Raw genomic sequence first — 21,161 nt, forward strand, 5'->3', positions numbered from 1 at the left:
GGCATAAGCGACTCCATAAACGGGTTCTTATGCCTTAGTTGTAAGTGTCTACCATGTCCCCGAACAAGTGTTCACTATGTCCCCGGACCGTACACCCACAGGGAGAGGGTGAAAACATAAAAAACGGTAACTATCGTTACCGTTTTGCATTTACCTCGCACCATCAGTACAGCAGACGCGCGCGAATCGTCCCCGCAATAGACTTCATGCTCAGCAGCGCTTTCTCGGCAACATCGTCATCCGCTTCGATATCAATGACCACGTAGCCCATCTGCGAGTTTGTTTGCAGATACTGCGCGGCAATGTTGACGCCCTGCTCGGCAAAGATCTGGTTGATCGCGGTCAGCACGCCCGGACGGTTTTCGTGGATGTGCAGCAGACGACGACCACCGTGCAGCGGCAGAGACACTTCCGGGAAGTTCACGGCAGAGAGCGTAGAGCCGTTGTCGGAGTATTTGCTCAGCTTGCCCGCCACTTCCAGACCGATATTCTCCTGCGCTTCCTGGGTCGAACCGCCGATGTGTGGCGTCAGGATCACGTTGTCGAACTCGCACAGCGGAGAGGTAAACGGATCGCTGTTGGTGGCTGGCTCCGTCGGGAACACGTCGATGGCCGCGCCCGCCAGATGCTTACGCTTCAGCGCATCCGCCAGTGCCGGGATATCGACAACCGTGCCGCGCGCGGCGTTAATCAGCAGCGAGCCCGGCTTCATCAGCGCCAGCTCTTCCGCGCCCATCATGTTTTTGGTGGAGGCATTTTCCGGTACGTGCAGGCTCACCACGTCGCTCATGTTCAGCAGGTCAGAAAGGTGTTGAACCTGGGTCGCATTGCCCAGCGGCAGCTTGCTTTCGATATCGTAGAAAAACACGTGCATACCCAGGGATTCCGCCAGAATACCGAGCTGCGTACCGATGTGGCCGTAGCCGATAATCCCCAGCTTTTTACCACGCGCTTCGAAAGAGCCAGACGCCAGCTTGTTCCACACGCCGCGGTGCGCCTTGGCGTTCGCTTCTGGAATGCCGCGCAGCAGCAGCAGCAGTTCGCCAATCACCAGCTCCGCCACGGAACGGGTGTTGGAGAACGGGGCGTTGAAGACGGGAATACCACGTTTGGCGGCAGCATTCAGGTCAACCTGGTTGGTACCGATGCAGAAGCAGCCGATAGCCACCAGCTTTTCCGCCGCGGCAATAACGTCTTCAGTCAGATGAGTACGGGATCGCAGGCCAATGAAGTGGGCATCACGGATGGACGCTTTCAGCTCTTCGGTATCGAGCGCGCCTTTGTGAAATTCGATGTTGGTGTAACCTGCCGCACGAAGGCTATCGATTGCTTTTTGATGCACGCCCTCGACCAGCAGGAATTTAATCTTGTCTTTCTCCAGTGATACCTTTGCCATTTCCCCGACCCTGTTTTTGTCTGAACTGATGTTGTGCTGGATATGAATCCGCTGTAGCCAACATATCAAAAAAAACTATTGCAGCAATATGAACGTTTGCGTCGGCACTCTGAAGAAAAGTCATCCAGGGCAAAATGTCAGAGGAAAATGCTATGGAAATTTACAAACGCGGCAGGATCGGCAAAAGAGGCTGAAAAACGTGACACAAGTCACCGAATTTAGCTTTTCAAAAATTTTTTAGCGGGGGGAGGACTCCCCCCGTCAGATCATTTTACGATGGTTTTCACGCCGTCAGCGGTGCCGATCAGCGCCACATCCGCGCCACGGTTGGCGAATAGCCCTACGGTCACTACGCCTGGGATAGCGTTGATGGCATTTTCCAGCGCAATCGCGTCGAGAATTTCCAGACCGTGAACGTCGAGGATCACGTTACCGTTGTCGGTGACGACGCCCTGGCGATATTCCGGACGACCGCCCAGCTTCACCAGCTGACGGGCAACCGCGCTACGCGCCATTGGGATCACTTCGACCGGCAGCGGGAAGTTACCCAGAATGTCTACCTGCTTGGAGGCATCCGCGATGCAGATAAACTTGTCCGCAACGGAGGCGATGATTTTTTCGCGCGTCAGCGCCGCGCCGCCGCCTTTGATCATCTGCATGTGGCCGTTGATTTCATCCGCGCCATCAACGTAAATCCCCAGACGATCCACTTCGTTGAGATCGAAAACGGTAATGCCGAGGCTTTTCAGCTTTTCCGTGGAAGCATCAGAGCTGGAAACCGCGCCCTCGATTTGCCCCTTCATCGTACCCAGCGCATCGATAAAGTGTGCCGCGGTTGATCCCGTACCGACACCGACAATGGTACCCGGCTGTACGTACTGGAGAGCGGCCCATCCTACTGCTTTTTTCAGTTCATCCTGCGTCATGATCGTTTTGCCTGTGGTGTGAAAACTCAGGGCGCATTATAGAACACGTCGAATGGAATTCGTCTGCCACGAAGGGAAAATTGTGTCATAGTGCAGAATAAGCAAAATTAAGGAGCCAGCCAGAGCAATGAAACGTCCGGACTACAGAACACTACAGGCACTTGATGCAGTTATCCGTGAACGCGGTTTTGAGCGCGCGGCGCAAAAGCTTTGCATCACCCAGTCCGCCGTATCACAGCGTATCAAACAGCTTGAAAACATGTTCGGCCAGCCGCTGCTGGTGCGTACCGTGCCGCCACGTCCAACCGAGCAGGGGCAAAAGCTCCTCGCCCTGCTGCGCCAGGTTGAACTGCTGGAAGACGAGTGGCTGGGTGACGAACAAACGGGCTCTACGCCGCTGCTGCTCTCTCTGGCGGTCAACGCCGACAGTCTGGCGACCTGGCTGCTGCCGGCCCTGGCGCCGGTATTAGCGGACTCCCCTATCCGCCTGAACTTACAGGTTGAAGATGAAACCCGTACCCAGGAACGCCTGCGTCGCGGTGAAGTGGTTGGGGCAGTCAGTATCCAGCCTCAGGCGCTGCCAAGCTGTCTTGTCGATCAGCTGGGCGCCCTGGACTACCTGTTTGTGGGTTCAAAAGCCTTCGCCGAGCGCTACTTCCCGAACGGCGTCACCCGCGCCGCGCTGCTGAAAGCGCCCGCCGTCGCGTTCGACCATCTGGACGATATGCATCAGGCGTTCCTGCAGCAAAACTTCGATCTGCCGCCGGGCAGCGTGCCGTGCCATATCGTTAACTCGTCTGAAGCCTTTGTGCAGCTTGCGCGTCAGGGCACCACCTGCTGCATGATCCCGCATCTGCAGATTGAGAAAGAGTTGAAAAGCGGTGAGCTGATTGACTTAACGCCGGGGCTGTATCAGCGTCGGATGCTCTACTGGCACCGTTTTGCGCCGGAAAGCCGCATGATGCGCAACGTCACCGACGCGCTGCTGGCGTTTGGGCACAAGGTGTTGAGGCAGGATTAAAAAATAAGCCGGGTGGCGGCGTCGCCTTACCCGGCCTACAGATTACTGAGCCGGTTTCGGCTGTGCTGCAACAGGTTCCAGCTGGAAGACCACATCCACCTGATCGTCGAACTGAATGGTTGGCTGCTCATAGGTTTCCTGAGCGGACACCGGGGCTGCATCAGCCTTCATCATCCGTACCATCGGGCTTGGCTGGTAGTTAGAGACGTGGTAACGCACGCTATAAACCGGGCCGAGCTTGCTCTTAAAGCCAGAAGCCAGCTGTTCCGCCTGGTGAATGGCATCATCAATCGCCGCTTTACGCGCTTCGTCTTTGTATTTCTCCGGTTGCGCAACGCCCAGCGACACGGAACGAATTTCGTTCAGACCCGCCTTCAGCGCGCCATCCAGCAGCGAGTTAAGCTTATCCAGCTGACGCACGGTCACTTCAACGGTACGCACGGCGCGGTAGCCTTTCAGGATGCTTTTGCCATTCTGGTAGTCGTAATCAGGTTGAGTACGCAGGTTCGCGGAGTTGATATCTTTTTTGCCAACACCGTTCTGCTCGAGGAAAGAGAGGTATTGCGCAACACGATCGTCAGCCTGCTTCTTGGCAGATGCCGCATCTTTCGCAGCGACATTGACTTCAATTGCCAGTGTTGCAACATCGGGTACCGCGTCCACGCTTGCGGTGCCTGAAGTGACGATGTGCGGGCCATCCGGCAGTTCACTTGCCTGCACCGACACCGCACCAAAACTTACTAATGCCGCCAGGGCCATCACCTTAAACTTCACTGTTATTCCTCCATGTTGCGAAGAGTGCCCATTAACAGGGCGCATGCCAGCAAGCTTAGCGGGTCTTGTTCAGTTGTCCATAAGACAAGGATTAGTTGAACAATTCCTGTACGTGGTGAATCCCCTCTTTTGCCAGTTGAAAAGCAATAAACCACATCACCAGCCCCACCAGCGTATTAATGATGCGCTGGGCTTTGGCCGTACGCAGACGAGGTGCCAGCCATGCGGCAAGAATGGCGAGACCGAAGAACCAGAGGAAAGAGGCGCTGACCGTGCCAAGCGCAAACCAGCGTTTCGGCTCAACGTCCAGCTGTCCGCCCAGGCTGCCCAGCACCACGAAGGTGTCCAGATAAACATGCGGATTAAGCCAGGTGACTGCCAGCATGGTGACGATAATCTTCCAGCGGCCCTGCTTCATGACTTCCGCGCTCGCCAGTTCGAGGTTGCTGCTCATCGCCGTTTTCAGGGCACCAAAACCATACCAGAGCAGAAACGCCACGCCGCCCCAGGTGACCAGCGCCAGTAGCCAGGGAGACTGCATCAGCAATGCGCTGCCGCCAAAAATCCCGGCACAGATCAGCAGTAAATCGCTAACCGCGCACAGCAGGGCAATCATCAGATGATACTGGCGGCGGATGCCCTGGTTCATCACGAATGCATTTTGCGGGCCGAGGGGAAGGATCATGGCCGCACCTAAGGCAAGCCCTTGAAAGTAATAGGATAACATGACGGAATTCTCACAGTATTGTTCTGGAAGGTGACTATACTGCGCGAATCACATTAGAGGAAATGGATAATATTAATTGGGGATTAGCAGCGCTTATAAAAATAAAGCCCGGTGTCGCTAGCGCTTACCGGGCCTAAGGGTGAAGTTATTCTGCTTCTTTAACTTTTTTGACGTTTACGTCCATCTGCGGGTACGGGAAGCTGATGCCGTTGGCGTCGAAGTCGCGCTTAATGCGTTCCAGCACGTCCCAGTACACGTTTTGCAGATCGCTGCTCTTGCTCCAGATACGCACCACGAAGTTAATCGAGGACGCGCCCAGTTCGTTCAGGCGAACCGTCTGCTCTTTGTCTTTCAGAATGCGATCGTCTGAAGCAATGATATTGCTGATCAGCGACTTCACCCGATCGATATCGGAGTCGTACGCCACGCTGATAATCAGTTCGTTACGACGCACCGGTTCACGGGAGAAGTTAATGATGTTGCCCGCGATGATTTTCCCGTTCGGCACGACCACGATGCGGCCATCGACGGTACGCATGGTCGTTGAGAAAATCTGCACCTGCAGCACGGTCCCGGCAATACCGCCAAGGTCAACGTATTCGCCGGAGCGGAACGGACGGAAGGTGACCAGCAGAACGCCTGCCGCCAGGTTTGAAAGCGAGCCCTGCAGCGCCAGACCAATGGCCAGACCGGCGGCACCTAGAACGGCAATGACGGAGGCGGTCTGCACACCCACCCGACCCAGCGCCGCAATCAGCGTAAAGGCGATAATACCGTAGCGCACCAGTGCGGAGAGGAAGTCAGCCACCGTGGCGTCAATGTGACGGGCCAGCATTACGCGGTTAACCGCGTTCGATACGATACGCGCCACGATCATCCCGACGATAATGATGGCAATCGCCGCGACGATGTTCACGGCATAGCTCAGCAGCAGCGCCTGGTTGCGCACCAGCCAGTTACCGGCGTTATTGATGCTGTCTACAACATCGAGTTGTTCCATTTATTCTTCCTTTTGTTAAACCAAAACACAAAATCCATCCCCCATGGAGACAGGCAGGTCCGTAAAGGGTAAACAAAAAGCGCAAGTATTGCCAAACAGATCACAAAAACCGGCCTGGCAGGGTATTGAAAAAGCATAAAAAAAGGCCCGCATTTGCGGGCCTTCTGATGCTGTTAGCAGCTCAAATTACAGAACGTCTACCGCGTTCAGCTCTTTGAATGCCTGCTCCAGACGAGTAATCATAGAAGTCTGGGCAGCGCGCAGCCATACGCGTGGATCGTAGTATTTCTTGTTCGGCTGGTCTTCTCCTTTCGGGTTGCCCAGCTGACCCTGCAGGTAAGCTTCGTTAGTTTTGTAGTACTGCAGGATACCGTCCCATGTTGCCCACTGGGTGTCGGTATCGATGTTCATTTTCACTACGCCGTAGCTTACGGAGTCTTTGATTTCCTGAGCAGAAGAACCGGAACCGCCGTGGAAGACGAAGTTCAGGCTGTTGTGCGGCAGGTTGTGTTTCTTAGAAACGTATTCCTGAGAATCACGCAGGATGGTCGGGGTCAGAACCACGTTACCTGGTTTGTAAACGCCGTGTACGTTACCGAAGGACGCCGCAATGGTGAAGCGTGGGCTGATTTTGCTCAGCTCGGTGTAAGCGTAATCAACGTCTTCTGGCTGGGTGTACAGTGCAGAAGCGTCCATGTGGCTGTTGTCCACGCCGTCTTCTTCACCGCCGGTGCAACCCAGTTCGATTTCCAGGGTCATGCCCATTTTGGCCATGCGCGCCAGGTATTTGGAGCAGATTTCGATGTTTTCGTGCAGTGACTCTTCAGACAGGTCGATCATGTGAGAAGAGAACAGTGGCTTACCGGTAGCTGCGAAGTGTTTTTCACCCGCGTCCAGCAGACCGTCGATCCACGGCAGCAGTTTCTTCGCGCAGTGGTCAGTGTGCAGGATAACTGGAACACCGTAGTGTTCAGCCATCTGGTGTACGTGGTGCGCACCAGAGATAGCACCCAGGATTGCAGCACCCTGAGGAATGTCAGTCTTCACGCCTTTACCTGCAATGAACGCAGCGCCGCCGTTAGAGAACTGAACGATAACTGGAGCTTTAACTTTAGCAGCAGTTTCCAGTACGGCGTTGATGGAGTCGGTACCCACGCAGTTAACTGCTGGCAGAGCGAAGTTGTTTTCTTTAGCTACCTGGAACACTTTCTGTACGTCATCACCAGTGATAACGCCAGGTTTTACGAAATCAAAAATTTTAGACATGTTGCTTAGTCCTGTATCTTCGGCCGTTAGAAAAGGTGCGAGCTCTTAAAAGCGCGCTGAAAATTGGGCAGGTTTCCCTGCCCTTGAATGGCTTACTTCTTAGCGCGCTCTTCGAGCATTGCTACTGCTGGCAGTACTTTGCCTTCCACGAATTCGAGGAATGCGCCGCCACCAGTGGAGATGTAGGAGATTTTGTCAGCGATACCGAACAGGTCGATTGCTGCCAGGGTATCACCACCGCCTGCGATAGAGAACGCTTCGCTGTCTGCGATAGCGTTAGCAACGATTTCAGTACCTTTGCGGAAGTTCGGGAATTCGAACACGCCAACAGGACCGTTCCACAGGATAGTTTTTGCGTTTTTCAGGATTTCAGCCAGTTTCTGTGCAGAAACGTCGCCCAGGTCCAGAATCTGTTCTTCATCTTTGATGTCGTTTACAGATTTCAGAGTCGCGGTTGCGGTTTCGGAGAACTCGGTCGCTACGCGAACGTCAGTTGGCACCGGGATATCGCAGGTGGTCAGCAGGCGTTTAGCTTCGTCAACCAGGTCTGCTTCGTACAGGGATTTACCCACGTTGTGGCCCTGAGCGGCAACGAAGGTGTTCGCGATGCCACCGCCAACGATCAGCTGGTCAGCGATTTTAGACAGAGAATCCAGAACGGTCAGTTTGGTAGAAACTTTAGAACCACCAACGATAGCCACCATTGGACGAGCAGGTTCTTTCAGTGCTTTACCCAGCGCTTCCAGTTCGTCAGCCAGCAGAGGACCCGCACACGCTACGTCTGCGAATTTACCGATACCGTGGGTTGACGCCTGTGCACGGTGAGCCGTACCGAAGGCATCCATCACGAATACGTCGCACAGCGCAGCGTATTTTTTGGACAGGGTTTCGTCGTCTTTCTTTTCGCCTTTGTTGAAGCGAACGTTTTCCAGAACAACCAGTTCACCGGCAGCAACTTCAACGCCGTCCAGGTAATCTTTCACCAGGCGAACCGGGCTGGACAGTTTGTCTTTCAGGTAATTAACCACTGGCAGCAGAGAGAACTCTTCGTTGTACTCGCCTTCAGTTGGACGACCCAGGTGGGAGGTGACCATCACTTTCGCGCCCTGCTTCAGAGCCAGTTCGATGGTTGGCAGAGATGCACGGATACGCGCGTCGCTGGTCACTTTGCCATCTTTAACCGGTACGTTCAGATCGGCACGGATGAAAACGCGTTTACCAGCCAGATCCAGATCGGTCATCTTAATTACAGACATGGTGAATCCTCTCGTTGATTCTTAAAGTTTTGCAGACGCACAATGCGTCTTACCTGAAACCTTGAGCGGCCATTGCTAACGTGGTGTCGAGCATTCGGTTAGCAAAGCCCCATTCGTTATCACACCAGACCAGCGTCTTGATAAGGTGTGCGCCACTGACTCTCGTTTGCGTGCCATCGACGATGGCGCTGTGCGGGTCGTGGTTAAAATCTACTGAGACCAACGGTAATTCCGTATAGTCAACTATACCATGAAATGCCCCCTGTGCCGCTTTTTGCAGCAACAGGTTGACTTCACAGGCTTTTACCGGTTTTTTCACCGTCACGCTGAGGTCGATCGCGGTCACGTTAATCGTTGGGACACGCACGGCAATCGCTTCAAACCGGTCGTTAAACTGCGGAAAAATTCGGGTGATCCCTGCCGCCAGTTTTGTATCCACCGGAATGATTGACTGGCTCGCCGCACGAGTGCGTCGTAAATCCGGATGGTAGGCGTCGATAACCTGCTGATCGTGCATGGCGGAGTGAATCGTGGTCACGGTGCCGGATTCAATGCCATACGCATCGTCTAACAGTTTGATGACCGGAATAATGCAGTTAGTGGTACAGGAGGCGTTGGAAACAATGCGGTGTTCGGCCTGCAGCTCATGCTGGTTGACGCCAAACACGACGGTCGCGTCGAGGTCGTTACTGCCGGGATGAGAAAACAGGACTTTTTTCGCGCCGGCAGCCAGATGCGCTTCGCCATGTTCGCGGTTGCCGTAGACACCGGTACAGTCAAGCACCACATCCACACCCAGTTCACGCCAGGGTAGCCCGGAGATGCTGTTCTCATGCAGCACACGAATAGCGTCATCACCCACAAAAAGCTGATCTCTTTCCTGGCGAACATCCCAGGCAAAGCGTCCGTGGCTGGTGTCATATTTCAACAAATGCGCCATGCCCGTAGCATCCGCCAGTTCATTGATTGCCACCACGGTTATTTCCGCCCGACGTCCGGATTCATACAAAGCACGAACCACATTACGTCCGATGCGACCGAAGCCATTAATCGCTACGCGTACGGTCATAGATCTCCTGCAAAGCAATCCCTGAGTTTGAGGTGGCTGAAAGAGTAATCCAGCTACGCCCGAAGGGGAATCCTTGCTGTCACAAACTGCGATTGATTGGTCAATTGTCGAACATTTAATCGACTGAAACGCTTCAGCAAGAATAAGCGAATCGGGGAATAAAAGGAATGTCTGTCCAGATGAATAAGCGAGCTATATGACTTGCGTCACATTTTAGGTGGAATAATTTACGCCGAGGGAAAAGCAAAACGGTAACCGAAAGGTTACCGTTTTTAGTGTTTGCACCCTCTCCCCGTGGGAGAGGGCCGGGGTGAGGGCATCAGCCCGCACCGTACAAGCAATTACAGCAGTTCTTTCGCTTTCGCGACAACGTTCTCAACGGTGAAGCCGAACTCTTCGAACAGCAGCTCTGCCGGAGCAGACTCACCGAAGGTGGTCATCCCGACGATGGCACCGTTCAGGCCCACGTATTTGAACCAGTAGTCAGCGATACCCGCTTCGACTGCCACGCGAGCGGAAACCGCTTTAGGCAACACGGATTCACGGTAAGCGGCATCCTGCTTGTCGAACGCGTCGGTAGACGGCATGGAAACCACGCGCGCTTTCACGCCTTCGGCAGTCAGTTTTTCCCACGCAGCCACAGCCAGTTCAACTTCAGAACCGGTGGCGATGAAGATCAGCTCTGGCTGTCCCGCGCTATCTTTCAGCACGTAACCACCGCGAGCGATGTTCGCCAGCTGCTCCGGCGTACGCTCCTGTTGTGCCAGGTTCTGACGGGAGAGGATCAGCGCGGTTGGACCGTCCTGACGCTCAACGCCGTATTTCCACGCTACCGCGGATTCAACCTGGTCACATGGACGCCATGTGCTCATGTTCGGGGTCACGCGCAGGGAAGCCACCTGCTCTACCGGCTGGTGAGTTGGGCCATCTTCGCCCAGACCGATGGAGTCGTGGGTGTAGACCATCACCTGACGCTGTTTCATCAGCGCGGCCATACGCACGGCGTTACGTGCATATTCAACGAACATCAGGAAGGTAGAGGTGTACGGCAGGAAACCACCGTGCAGGGAGATACCGTTGGCAATCGCAGTCATACCGAATTCACGTACACCGTAATGGATGTAGTTACCGGCAGTGTCTTCGTTGATCGCTTTAGAACCGGACCAGATAGTCAGGTTAGAAGGCGCGAGGTCTGCGGAGCCGCCGAGGAATTCAGGCAGCAGAGGACCGAACGCTTCAATCGCATTCTGAGACGCTTTACGGCTCGCGATTTTAGACGGGTTCGCCTGCAGCTTAGCGATGAATTCGTTCGCTTTCGCGGCGAAGTCGGACGGCATATCGCCTTTCATACGACGGGTGAATTCAGCCGCTTCTTGCGGGAACGCTTTCGCATAGGCAGCGAACTTCTCGTTCCAGGCCGCTTCTTTCGCCTGGCCTACTTCTTTTGCATCCCACTGAGCGTAGATCTCAGATGGGATTTCGAATGCAGGGTGTTTCCAGCCCAGCGCTTCACGGGTCAGTGCGATTTCCGCATCGCCCAGCGGTGCGCCGTGGGAGTCGTGAGTACCCGCTTTGTTCGGCGAACCGAAGCCAATGATGGTTTTGCACATCAGCAGGGACGGTTTGTCCGTCACAGCGCGCGCTTCTTCCACTGCACGTTTAATCGAGTCAGCATCGTGGCCATCAACGCCACGCACAACGTGCCAGCCGTAGGCTTCGAAACGTGCTGCGGTGTCGTCGGTGAACCAGCCTTCAACGTGACCGTCGATGGAGATACCGTTGTCGTCATAGAACGCAACCAGTTTGCCCAGCTTCAGGGTACCTGCCAGGGAGCACACTTCGTGAGAAATGCCTTCCATCATGCAGCCGTCGCCCATGAACGCGTAGGTGAAGTGGTCTACGATGTCGTGACCAGGACGGTTGAACTGCGCCGCCAGCGTCTTCTCAGCAATCGCCATACCCACAGCGTTAGCAATACCCTGACCCAGCGGGCCGGTGGTGGTTTCTACGCCAGCGGTGTAACCCACTTCCGGGTGACCTGGAGTTTTAGAGTGCAGCTGACGGAAGTTTTTCAGCTCTTCAATTGGCAGATCGTAGCCGGTGAGGTGCAGCAGGCTATAGATCAGCATAGAGCCGTGGCCGTTGGACAGCACGAAGCGGTCGCGGTCAGCCCATGACGGGTTCTGCGGGTTGTGGTTCAGGAAATCACGCCACAGGACTTCGGCGATATCAGCCATACCCATAGGAGCCCCTGGGTGGCCGGATTTGGCTTTCTGTACTGCGTCCATGCTCAGCGCACGAATAGCATTAGCAAGCTCTTTACGTGAGGACATTTTAACTCCAGATCGGACTGTTAAAGGCCATGCCCTTGACGACAGCGCGTTTTGGGCTACGCCGGAAAAAAGTGCCAACAATGTAACCCAAGCCGCAAGTCATGTACATGGAGCATTCTTTTGCTTGTTAAGAAATCTCTGGATCATGCTCGCATGTTGCGCAATCTACTCGCCCGGCTCTTTCGATATTCCTTATACTTAGCCCGACACCGGCTTCGCTGACGGTGCATTTTTCGGATTTTATTCAGATTAACGAGTACGGAAGCAACCTCATGAAAATGCGTGCAATAGTGCTGGCCCTGGGTACAACGCTCCTGCTGAGCGGCTGTCAGAATATGGATTCTAACGGTCTGATGACGTCAGGCGCAGAGGCCTTTCAGGCCTATTCCCTGAGCGATGCGCAGGTGAAAGCGCTGAGCGACCAGGCCTGTAAAGATATGGACGGAAAAGCCACGCTTGCGCCGGCTAACAGTACCTACACGCAGCGTCTGAATAAGATTGCTTCCGCGCTGGGCGACAACATCAACGGCCAGCCGGTGAACTACAAGGTGTACATGGCGAAAGACGTGAACGCCTTCGCGATGGCGAACGGCTGTATCCGCGTCTATAGCGGGCTGATGGACATGATGACCGACAACGAAGTGGAAGCGGTCATCGGCCATGAAATGGGCCACGTTGCCCTGGGCCACGTGAAGAAAGGGATGCAGGTTGCCCTGGGCACCAATGCCATCCGCGCGGCGGCGGCTTCAGCGGGCGGTATTGTTGGCAGCCTGTCGCAGTCACAGCTTGGTGACGTGGGTGAAAAGCTGGTTAACTCTCAGTTCTCACAGCGCCAGGAGTCCGAGGCGGATGACTACTCCTACGATCTGTTGCGCAAACGCGGCATTAATCCATCAGGCTTAGCCACCAGCTTCGAAAAACTGGCCAAGCTGGAAGCGGGACGCCAAAGCTCCATGTTTGACGATCACCCTGCCTCAGAAGAGCGCGCACAGCATATTCGCGACCGCATGGCCGCGGACGGAATTAAATAATTTTACCGGGAGGCAGTTTTGCCTCCCTTTTATTTCGCATGAATTGTTAACTTAACAGCACGTATCGATAACCCCCCTGAAAGCCCCGCCAAATCTGCCCCATCACATTGAAATGTCTGGTCACATAATTATTGCAAAGGTGATTTTTTCCGGTAATTATCACCCCTGCAGTTATTCAAATTAATATATCCAGACAGAGACGTTCCCTCCGTGAAAAAAGAATTATCATTAATTGCTTTAAGTTTATTTTCCGCATTACCTGCCGCCGCAAGCCAGCAATCCGACAGCCAGGGTTTTATTGACGACAGCCATCTGGATCTGTTTTTACGCAATGCGTATATCAGCCGCGACTACCATCAGGGCCAGCAGGACAAAGCAGAATGGGGTCAGGGGATCATCGCCACCTTTGCATCCGGCTATACCGAAGGGCTGGTGGGCTTTGGTGTAGACGGTATTGCTCAATACGGCGTGCGCCTGGACGGCGGCCGTGGCAAAAGCGGCGCAGGCGGCATCGACTTCTTTAAGCAGGAAGACGATGGCCGGGCAAAATCCGATCTGGCAAAGTTTGGCGCTACCGCCAAAATGCGCATTTCAAACACCGTGCTGAGCTACGGAAATCAGCGTCCTGAGCTGCCTATCATCAATGCAGACAGCTCCCGCCTGCTGTTTGAAAGCTACACTGGCACCATGCTCACCTCGAAAGAGATCGACGGTCTGGAAGTCAACGCCGGTTACTTCACCGACGAGCAGCGTAAAAGCGATGACCGCCACGACAGCGGACTGAAAAGCCTCTCCTTCGGCGGTGCGAGCTATCAGTTTAACGACCAGTTCAGCGGCGCGCTTTACGCCTCTCATAATGAAGAGGTGATGAACAAGCAGTACCTGGGCATGAACTTCAAACAGCCGTTCAGCACCGGGCAGCAGCTGGTGCTCGACTTCAACGGCTATAACTCCCGTCTGGACCAGGGTTACGCGGACAGCCTCGACACGGGCCGCAGCAACACCATCTGGAGCCTGGCGGCGAGCTACATCTGGGACATTCACACGTTCAAAGTGGCGTACCAGCAGAGCAGCGGCAGCACCGGCTACAACTACGGCGGCTATCGCGACAAGGGCGGCGTGGGTGACGGCGGTAACACCATCTGGCTGGCGAACTCCTACTGGTCTGATTTTAACGGCGAAGATGAACGTTCCTGGCAGGCATCCTACGGTCTGGACTTTGGCGGTCTTGGCCTGCCGGGCCTGAGCTGGACCACCGCCTACGTGCGCGGCGATAACATCAAAACCTCTGAAACCAGCAACGGCAAAGAGCACGAGTGGTTTAACCAGATCCAGTACCAGGTGCAGGATGGCCCGGCGAAGGATCTGAAGCTGAAACTGCGCTACTCCGTCCTGCGCGTCTCCAGCAACGCCAGCGAGTACAACGTGGGCGGGGACGAGATCCGCGCTTACGTGGAATACCCGTTTAACGTGTTCTAAAGGCAATAAAAAACCTCTCAAGAGAGAGGTTTTTTTTTACGCCAGGCGAGGCTTACTCGCCTTTCTTAGCAGCCTGGATGTAGAGCATCTCCAGCGCCAGAGTCGCCGCCGCCAGCGCGGTGATCTCGGACTGATCGTACGCAGGCGCCACTTCCACCACGTCCATCCCGACAATGTTCAGATCCTTCAGACCTCGCACCAGCTTGATGGCACGATCTGAGGTCAAACCGCCGATGACCGGCGTACCGGTGCCCGGTGCAAATGCCGGATCCAGGCAGTCGATGTCGAAGGTCAGATACACGGGCATATCACCCACGATCTGCTTCACCTGAGCGATGATGTCATCGACGCCGCGATCGTTAACCTGGCCCGCATCCAGCACGGTGAAACCGTTGTCTTTGTCGAACTCGGTACGAATACCGATCTGCACGGAGTGGTTCGGGTCGATCAGACCTTCGTTCGGCGCGGTGAAGAACATGGTGCCGTGGTCAAACTCACAGCCGTTCGCGTAGGTGTCGGTATGTGCATCGAAGTGCACCAGCGCCATTTTACCGAAGTGCTTGGCATGGGCGCGCAGCAGAGGCAGGGTCACGAAGTGGTCGCCGCCGAAGGAGAGCATGCGCTTGCCGGCAGCCAGCAGCTTCTCGGCGTGCGCCTGCAGCTTTTCGCTCATCTCACGCGCGTCGCCGAAGGCGTACACCAGGTCACCGCAGTCCACCACGTTCAGGCGCTCGCGCATGTCGAAGTTCCACGGGAAGCGGTTATGCTCCCAGGCCAGGTTAGTGGAAACCTGACGGATTGCTGCCGGGCCGTGACGACCACCCGCGCGACCGGACGTTGCCATGTCGAACGGTACGCCGGTGATCACCCAGTCAGCGTCGCTGTCGTACGGCTGGAAGTTCATCGGAAGGCGTAAAAAACCAAACGCGTTAGATACCAGAGAGTTATCGTACTGATGACCTAAAGTGCTCATGTCCTGACCTCTTTTAAAGTCGATACATTAAAAACAGATGAAAAAAAATCCCCTCCGCGTCGTTAAACCCGACGAGGAAGGGATTGATTCGTAAATCGCTTATTGGGGCGAATTATCGCCGGTAATGCATACGGGTTCAAGTGAGTATAGCATTCTGCCGGATGACGGCTTCGCCTTATCCGGCCTACATTCGTAGGCCCGGTAAGCGCAGCGCCACCGGGCATCAGCAGCTACTCGTCTTCCAGGTAGGTGTACCCGTACAGACCCGCTTCAAACTCTTCCAGGAACTGCTGCTGGAGCGCATCGTCCAGACCGGTGTTTTTCACCTGGTCGCGGAACTGGGTAAGCAGTTTTTTCGGATCCAGCTGAACGTATTCCAGCATGTCCGCCACGGTGTCCCCTTCATCGGACAGCTCGATTTCCACGTTGCCGTCAGGGAAGACAAACACGTCCACCGCTTCGGTATCACCGAACAGGTTGTGCATGTTGCCGAGGATCTCCTGATACGCGCCGACCATAAAGAAGCCCAGCATCGGCGGGTTCTCCGGGTCGTACTCCGGCATTGGCATCGTCGTTGCGATACCGTCGCCGTCAACGTAGTGGTCGATGGCACCGTCGGAATCACAGGTGATATCCAGCAGCACCGCACGGCGTTCCGGCGCGTGGTTCAGCCCTTCCAGCGGCAGAACCGGGAACAGCTGGTCGATACCCCAGGCATCCGGCATCGACTGGAACAGCGAGAAGTTGACGTAAATCTTATCCGCCATACGCTCCTGCAGCTCGTCGATAATCGGACGGTGCGCGCGGTTGCTCGGGTCGAGCTGTTTCTGCACTTCATGGCACATGTTCAGGTAAAGCTGCTCCGCCCACGCGCGCTCCTGCAGGCTGAAGGTGCCTGAAGAATAACCCACGTGAATGTCATGCAGGTCCATCTGGCTGTCGTGCAGCCATTCGCGCAGGGAACGACGCGTGCCCGGCTCGTGCATTTCCTGCCAGGTTTCCCACATGCTTTGCAGGGAACGCGGGGCATCGTCTGCCGGAGGCGTTGCCTCGGAGATTTCGCTACGCTCAACGCCGATGATGTTAGAGACCAGCACCGTATGGTGCGCGGTCACCGCGCGACCGGATTCGGTGATCACCGTCGGGTGCGGCAGGCCGTTCTCTTCACAGGCATCACCGATCGCCCAGATGATATTGTTCGCGTATTCGTTCAGGCCGTAGTTCACCGAGCAGTCAGACTGCGAGCGGGTCCCTTCGTAGTCCACGCCGAGGCCGCCGCCCACGTCGAAGCACTGAATATTCACGCCAAGCTTGTGCAGCTCCACGTAGAACCGCGCGGATTCACGCACGCCGGTGGCGATGTCGCGAATGTTGGCCATCTGCGAGCCGAGGTGGAAGTGCAGCAGCTGAATGCTGTCCAGACGACCGCGCTCGCGCAGAATTTCCACCAGCTGCAGCACCTGGTTCGCCGCGAGGCCAAACTTGGACTTTTCACCGCCGGAGGACTGCCATTTACCGGAACCTTGCGACGCCAGACGCGCACGCACGCCAAGGCGTGGCACCACGTTCAGACGCTCAGCCTCTTCCAGCACGATGGCGATTTCGGACATCTTTTCGATAACCAGATAGACCTTGTGGCCCATCTTCTCGCCAATCAGCGCCAGACGAATGTATTCACGGTCTTTATAACCGTTACAGACGATCACCGACCGGGTCATGCCCGCATGCGCCAGAACCGCCATCAGCTCCGCTTTGGAGCCTGCTTCCAGGCCCAGCGGCTCGCCGGAGTGGATCAGGGATTCAATCACGCGGCGGTGCTGGTTCACCTTGATCGGGTAAACCAGGAAATAGTCGCCTTTATAGCCGTAGGACTCACGCGCGCGCTTGAAGGCGGCGTTAATAGAACGCAGGCGATGTTGCAGGATCTGCGGGAAGCAGAACAGTGCAGGCAAACGCTGGCCCTGGGCTTCACGGGCTTTCACCAGTTTAGCAAGGTCCACGCGCGCTTCAGGGACGTCCGGATCCGGGCAGACGCTGATGTGGCCCAGTTCGTTAACGTCGTAGTAGTTATTGCCCCACCAGGCAATATTGTAAGTGCGCAGCATCTTGCTGGCTTCCTCGGAGCTCATCGCAACCTCCTGCATAGAACGTAGTACACCCTGTTCGCCCGCTGACGAAGGCGAAAAAGAAGACATGTCGTCAGACATAGCGAACCTCAACTCTTTGTATTAAGTGTAAAACAGTTGACTACTATCGCAGCGTTATACGGCGATAACAACCCATAAACGGCTCCGTTTCCCAGCAGAGTATGCTGAAAACCAGACCGTGCGACCGGTTTCTTATTCATATCATTGTAAAACACGTATCCGAACTCTGTATGACAAGGTTCGGCGAAACCACGAGAAAACTCTTGTATTAACAAGAGCGCCCTTGTTCAGTTTTCACAGAGCGTAACCGGCCCTTGAATCCTGAGAAGCGCCGAGATGGGTATAACATCGGCAGGTTTGCAGACTAGAAATGCGGGTTGCGGGAATCAAATGCGCGCCAGAACGGCTGCGCTGAATGTGCGGAAAACGATGGTTCATTATCTCGTATCACCTCCACGGCCGCCTCTGCTGAAACGGACCACAAGCCAAAGCTAAAAGTTCACTGCTTAACCCGGCTGGAAGTGGCGACACGATGAGTTCATCGAGCGCTTATTTTATATGAGCCGCGCGCCGCGTTTTATACCGAGAACAGGGGTAAAAAGCAAAAGATAAATGTGCGTGTTGCCGGGGCCGTCAGGAATTATTGCCAGCCGCAATTTCAACTGAGTGAGAGGTTAGTCAAAAAAAACTGGAAATCGGGCGAAGAAGTGACCTAAAATAGCCATCCAGATGTTAATCCATCTATACTGATTAACACTCATACTGCCAGTGTCAAAAACCTGCAGGCCTTGGTAGAATTATCTCCTTTGGCTATTCCACACAGCAGCTTGAGCTAACCAAATTCCTCTTAGGTGAAATAAAACATGGCAAAACACCTGTTTACGTCCGAGTCCGTATCAGAAGGACATCCTGATAAAATTGCTGACCAAATCTCCGATGCGGTGCTGGATGCGATCCTGGAGCAGGATCCAAAAGCGCGCGTAGCGTGTGAAACCTATGTCAAAACCGGCATGGTTCTGGTTGGCGGTGAGATCACCACCAGCGCATGGGTTGATATCGAAGAGATCACCCGTAACACGGTGCGTGAGATCGGCTATGTGCATTCTGATATGGGCTTTGATGCCAACTCCTGCGCGGTACTGAGCGCGATTGGCAAACAGTCTCCAGACATCAACCAGGGCGTTGACCGTGCCGATCCGCTGGAACAGGGCGCGGGCGATCAGGGTCTGATGTTCGGCTATGCAACCAACGAAACCGACGTGCTGATGCCAGCACCGGTCACCTACGCACACCGTCTGGTGCAGCGTCAGGCTGAAGTGCGTAAAAACGGTACCCTGCCATGGCTGCGCCCGGATGCGAAAAGTCAGGTAACCTTCCAGTACGACGACGGTAAAATCGTCGGTATTGACGCGGTGGTTCTGTCTACCCAGCACTCCGAAGATATCGATCAGAAATCCCTGCAGGAAGCAGTGATGGAAGAGATCATCAAGCCGGTTCTGCCGACCGAATGGCTGAGCTCTGCGACCAAATTCTTCATCAACCCAACCGGACGCTTCGTTATCGGCGGCCCAATGGGTGACTGCGGTCTGACCGGTCGTAAAATCATCGTTGATACCTACGGCGGCATGGCGCGTCACGGTGGCGGTGCATTCTCCGGTAAAGATCCGTCTAAAGTTGACCGTTCTGCGGCGTACGCTGCACGTTATGTGGCGAAAAACATCGTTGCTGCCGGCCTGGCTGACCGCTGCGAGATCCAGGTTTCCTACGCTATCGGCGTGGCTGAACCAACCTCCATCATGGTTGAAACCTTTGGTACTGAAAAAGTGCCTTCAGAACAGCTGACGCTGCTGGTGCGCGAGTTCTTCGACCTGCGTCCATACGGCCTGATTCAGATGCTGGATCTGCTGCACCCAATCTACAAAGAAACCGCGGCATACGGTCACTTTGGTCGTGAACATTTCCCATGGGAAAAAACCGACAAAGCCGCCCTGCTGCGTGAAGCTGCCGGTCTGAAGTAATCGACTGACAGCGTTAAAAAGGCCAGCCTTTGTGCTGGCCTTTTTTTATGCTTGAAACCGATTACACCATGCCGAATATAACCCGCTTTCAGAATAATCTCTTTGCCTGATCGTCTTTCTTCTGCTGTTACATTTCATTTCAGTTAAGTCCGAAATTCTAACAAACGCGATGCACATCACCTCGTTTACCTCTATATTTTCAAAGCTTTAATTATTTTTACGGTTTCGCGTTAGTGTAACCGATTACACCTATGTGATTAATCTCACATATTTTTACGGGTCACTCACCTACCCTTTACATCAATAAAACTGATAACCCAACTGGAGGGCATAATGCCTGACAATAAAAAACAGGGGCGTACGTCCAACAAGGCGATGACATTCTTCGTCTGTTTCCTCGCTGCCCTGGCAGGATTACTTTTTGGCCTGGATATCGGCGTGATTGCCGGTGCATTACCTTTCATCACTGACGAGTTCCAGATCAGCGCTCACACCCAGGAATGGGTGGTCAGCTCCATGATGTTTGGCGCTGCCGTCGGGGCCGTCGGCAGCGGCTGGCTCTCCTTCAAGCTCGGGCGTAAAAAGAGCCTGATGATTGGCGCGATCCTGTTCGTTGCCGGTTCACTCTTCTCTGCCGCAGCGCCTAACGTTGAGGTTCTGCTGGTTTCCCGCGTGCTGCTCGGCCTGGCCGTGGGCGTGGCGTCCTATACCGCCCCGCTTTACCTGTCTGAAATCGCGCCGGAGAAAATCCGCGGCAGTATGATTTCGATGTATCAGCTCATGATCACCATCGGTATTTTGGGCGCGTACCTTTCCGATACCGCGTTTAGCTACAGCGGCGCATGGCGCTGGATGCTCGGCGTGATCATCATCCCGGCCATTCTGCTGCTGATTGGGGTCTTCTTCCTGCCGGACAGCCCGCGCTGGTTTGCCGCAAAACGTCGATTCCACGATGCCGAACGCGTACTGATGCGCCTGCGCGACACCAGCGCCGAAGCGAAAAACGAGCTGGAAGAGATCCGCGAAAGCCTGAAGGTCAAACAGTCCGGCTGGGCGCTGTTTAAAGAGAACAGCAACTTCCGCCGCGCGGTGTTCCTCGGCGTACTGCTTCAGGTGATGCAGCAGTTCACCGGGATGAACGTCATCATGTATTACGCGCCAAAAATCTTTGAGCTGGCGGGCTACACCAACACCACCGAGCAGATGTGGGGGACCGTCATCGTGGGTCTGACCAACGTGCTGGCGACCTTTATCGCCATCGGTCTGGTGGACCGCTGGGGACGTAAGCCAACCCTGACGCTGGGCTTCCTGGTGATGGCGGTCGGGATGGGTGTCCTCGGTACCATGATGCATGTGGGCATTCACTCACCAACCGCCCAGTACTTTGCGGTAGGTATGCTGCTGATGTTTATCGTCGGGTTTGCGATGAGCGCCGGCCCGCTGATTTGGGTGCTGTGCTCTGAGATCCAGCCGCTGAAAGGGCGTGATTTTGGTATCACCTGCTCTACCGCAACCAACTGGATTGCCAACATGATCGTCGGCGCAACGTTCCTGACCATGCTCAATACCCTGGGCAACGCGAACACCTTCTGGGTCTACGCCGGTCTGAATATCTTCTTTATTGTGCTGACTATCTGGCTGGTTCCTGAAACCAAACACGTTTCTCTGGAACATATTGAACGTAACCTGATGAAAGGTCGTCCTCTGCGCGAAATCGGCGCCCACGACTGATCCTCATGCGGGGG

At 54.9% G+C, this 21,161-nt stretch carries 18 protein-coding genes; 5 read left to right on the forward strand and 13 right to left on the reverse strand.

Annotated elements, in window-relative coordinates:
• Positions 1–163: 163 nt before the first annotated feature.
• Together serA and rpiA are read right to left on the reverse strand one after the other, a co-directional pair.
• Positions 164–1,396, reverse strand: coding sequence for a phosphoglycerate dehydrogenase (gene serA / locus KIF87_RS19620; RefSeq protein ID WP_063144926.1), 1,233 nt, complete (start codon positions 1,394–1,396; stop codon positions 164–166).
• A gap of 266 nt (positions 1,397–1,662) precedes the next feature.
• Entirely contained in the window at positions 1,663–2,322 is a 660-nt protein-coding gene (gene rpiA / locus KIF87_RS19625; protein WP_014885151.1) for a ribose-5-phosphate isomerase RpiA, read from the reverse strand.
• Positions 2,323–2,449: 127 nt separating this feature from the next.
• Here rpiA and argP point away from each other — a divergent pair, with 127 nt between their 5' ends.
• Entirely contained in the window at positions 2,450–3,343 is an 894-nt protein-coding gene (gene argP / locus KIF87_RS19630; protein ID WP_003860089.1) for a DNA-binding transcriptional regulator ArgP, read from the forward strand.
• A 42-nt stretch (positions 3,344–3,385) separates the two neighbouring features.
• Here argP and KIF87_RS19635 read toward each other — a convergent pair whose 3' ends face one another.
• The 7 genes from KIF87_RS19635 to tkt form a co-directional block, all read right to left on the reverse strand.
• A complete protein-coding gene (locus tag KIF87_RS19635; RefSeq protein ID WP_023618222.1) occupies positions 3,386–4,117 on the reverse strand; it encodes an oxidative stress defense protein in 732 nt (243 codons plus the stop codon).
• Between the two features lie 91 nt (positions 4,118–4,208).
• Positions 4,209–4,844 (reverse strand): arginine exporter ArgO, encoded by a 636-nt coding sequence (argO, locus tag KIF87_RS19640; protein ID WP_021242063.1) that lies wholly within the window; start codon positions 4,842–4,844, stop codon positions 4,209–4,211.
• A 145-nt stretch (positions 4,845–4,989) separates the two neighbouring features.
• Positions 4,990–5,844 carry a small-conductance mechanosensitive channel MscS gene (mscS, locus tag KIF87_RS19645; RefSeq protein ID WP_202773640.1) on the reverse strand — a complete coding sequence of 285 codons (855 nt, stop codon included), beginning with the start codon at positions 5,842–5,844 and terminating at the stop codon, positions 4,990–4,992.
• 186 nt (positions 5,845–6,030) lie between these two features.
• Positions 6,031–7,110 carry a class II fructose-bisphosphate aldolase gene (fbaA, locus tag KIF87_RS19650; RefSeq protein WP_029739216.1) on the reverse strand — a complete coding sequence of 360 codons (1,080 nt, stop codon included), beginning with the start codon at positions 7,108–7,110 and terminating at the stop codon, positions 6,031–6,033.
• A 92-nt stretch (positions 7,111–7,202) separates the two neighbouring features.
• Positions 7,203–8,366 carry a phosphoglycerate kinase gene (gene pgk / locus KIF87_RS19655; protein WP_032660073.1) on the reverse strand — a complete coding sequence of 388 codons (1,164 nt, stop codon included), beginning with the start codon at positions 8,364–8,366 and terminating at the stop codon, positions 7,203–7,205.
• A 49-nt stretch (positions 8,367–8,415) separates the two neighbouring features.
• On the reverse strand, positions 8,416–9,435 hold the full coding sequence (gene epd / locus KIF87_RS19660) for an erythrose-4-phosphate dehydrogenase (protein WP_023333324.1): 1,020 nt from the start codon (positions 9,433–9,435) through the stop codon (positions 8,416–8,418).
• A 341-nt stretch (positions 9,436–9,776) separates the two neighbouring features.
• Positions 9,777–11,768 carry a transketolase gene (gene tkt, locus KIF87_RS19665; RefSeq protein ID WP_213330261.1) on the reverse strand — a complete coding sequence of 664 codons (1,992 nt, stop codon included), beginning with the start codon at positions 11,766–11,768 and terminating at the stop codon, positions 9,777–9,779.
• Between the two features lie 272 nt (positions 11,769–12,040).
• Between tkt and loiP the strand changes: the two genes are divergently transcribed.
• Both loiP and KIF87_RS19675 read left to right on the forward strand, forming a co-directional pair.
• Positions 12,041–12,799 (forward strand): metalloprotease LoiP, encoded by a 759-nt coding sequence (gene loiP / locus KIF87_RS19670; RefSeq protein ID WP_021242066.1) that lies wholly within the window; start codon positions 12,041–12,043, stop codon positions 12,797–12,799.
• Between the two features lie 210 nt (positions 12,800–13,009).
• Positions 13,010–14,278 carry an OprD family outer membrane porin gene (locus tag KIF87_RS19675; protein ID WP_213330262.1) on the forward strand — a complete coding sequence of 423 codons (1,269 nt, stop codon included), beginning with the start codon at positions 13,010–13,012 and terminating at the stop codon, positions 14,276–14,278.
• Between the two features lie 52 nt (positions 14,279–14,330).
• Here KIF87_RS19675 and speB read toward each other — a convergent pair whose 3' ends face one another.
• The 4 genes from speB to yqgG all read right to left on the reverse strand — a co-directional run bounded on the left by speB (position 14,331) and on the right by yqgG (position 17,836).
• Positions 14,331–15,251: an agmatinase gene (gene speB, locus KIF87_RS19680; protein ID WP_014071686.1), complete on the reverse strand. Its 921-nt coding sequence runs from the start codon at positions 15,249–15,251 to the stop codon at positions 14,331–14,333.
• A 230-nt stretch (positions 15,252–15,481) separates the two neighbouring features.
• Positions 15,482–17,458 carry a biosynthetic arginine decarboxylase gene (gene speA / locus KIF87_RS19685; protein WP_213330263.1) on the reverse strand — a complete coding sequence of 659 codons (1,977 nt, stop codon included), beginning with the start codon at positions 17,456–17,458 and terminating at the stop codon, positions 15,482–15,484.
• Between the two features lie 8 nt (positions 17,459–17,466).
• Positions 17,467–17,598 carry an acid stress response protein YqgB gene (gene yqgB, locus KIF87_RS19690; protein ID WP_127312443.1) on the reverse strand — a complete coding sequence of 44 codons (132 nt, stop codon included), beginning with the start codon at positions 17,596–17,598 and terminating at the stop codon, positions 17,467–17,469.
• Positions 17,599–17,692: 94 nt separating this feature from the next.
• Positions 17,693–17,836: a small protein YqgG gene (gene yqgG, locus KIF87_RS23625; protein WP_420095149.1), complete on the reverse strand. Its 144-nt coding sequence runs from the start codon at positions 17,834–17,836 to the stop codon at positions 17,693–17,695.
• A gap of 425 nt (positions 17,837–18,261) precedes the next feature.
• On the opposite strand from yqgG, the gene metK reads away from it, so the two are divergent.
• Both metK and galP read left to right on the forward strand, forming a co-directional pair.
• On the forward strand, positions 18,262–19,416 hold the full coding sequence (metK, locus tag KIF87_RS19700; protein WP_213330265.1) for a methionine adenosyltransferase: 1,155 nt from the start codon (positions 18,262–18,264) through the stop codon (positions 19,414–19,416).
• Positions 19,417–19,749: 333 nt separating this feature from the next.
• Entirely contained in the window at positions 19,750–21,147 is a 1,398-nt protein-coding gene (gene galP, locus KIF87_RS19705; protein WP_063144921.1) for a galactose/proton symporter, read from the forward strand.
• Positions 21,148–21,161 lie beyond the last annotated feature (14 nt).

Origin of the sequence: Enterobacter sp. 120016 (assembly GCF_018383635.1) — a bacterium.
GTDB lineage: Bacteria > Pseudomonadota > Gammaproteobacteria > Enterobacterales > Enterobacteriaceae > Enterobacter > Enterobacter asburiae_D.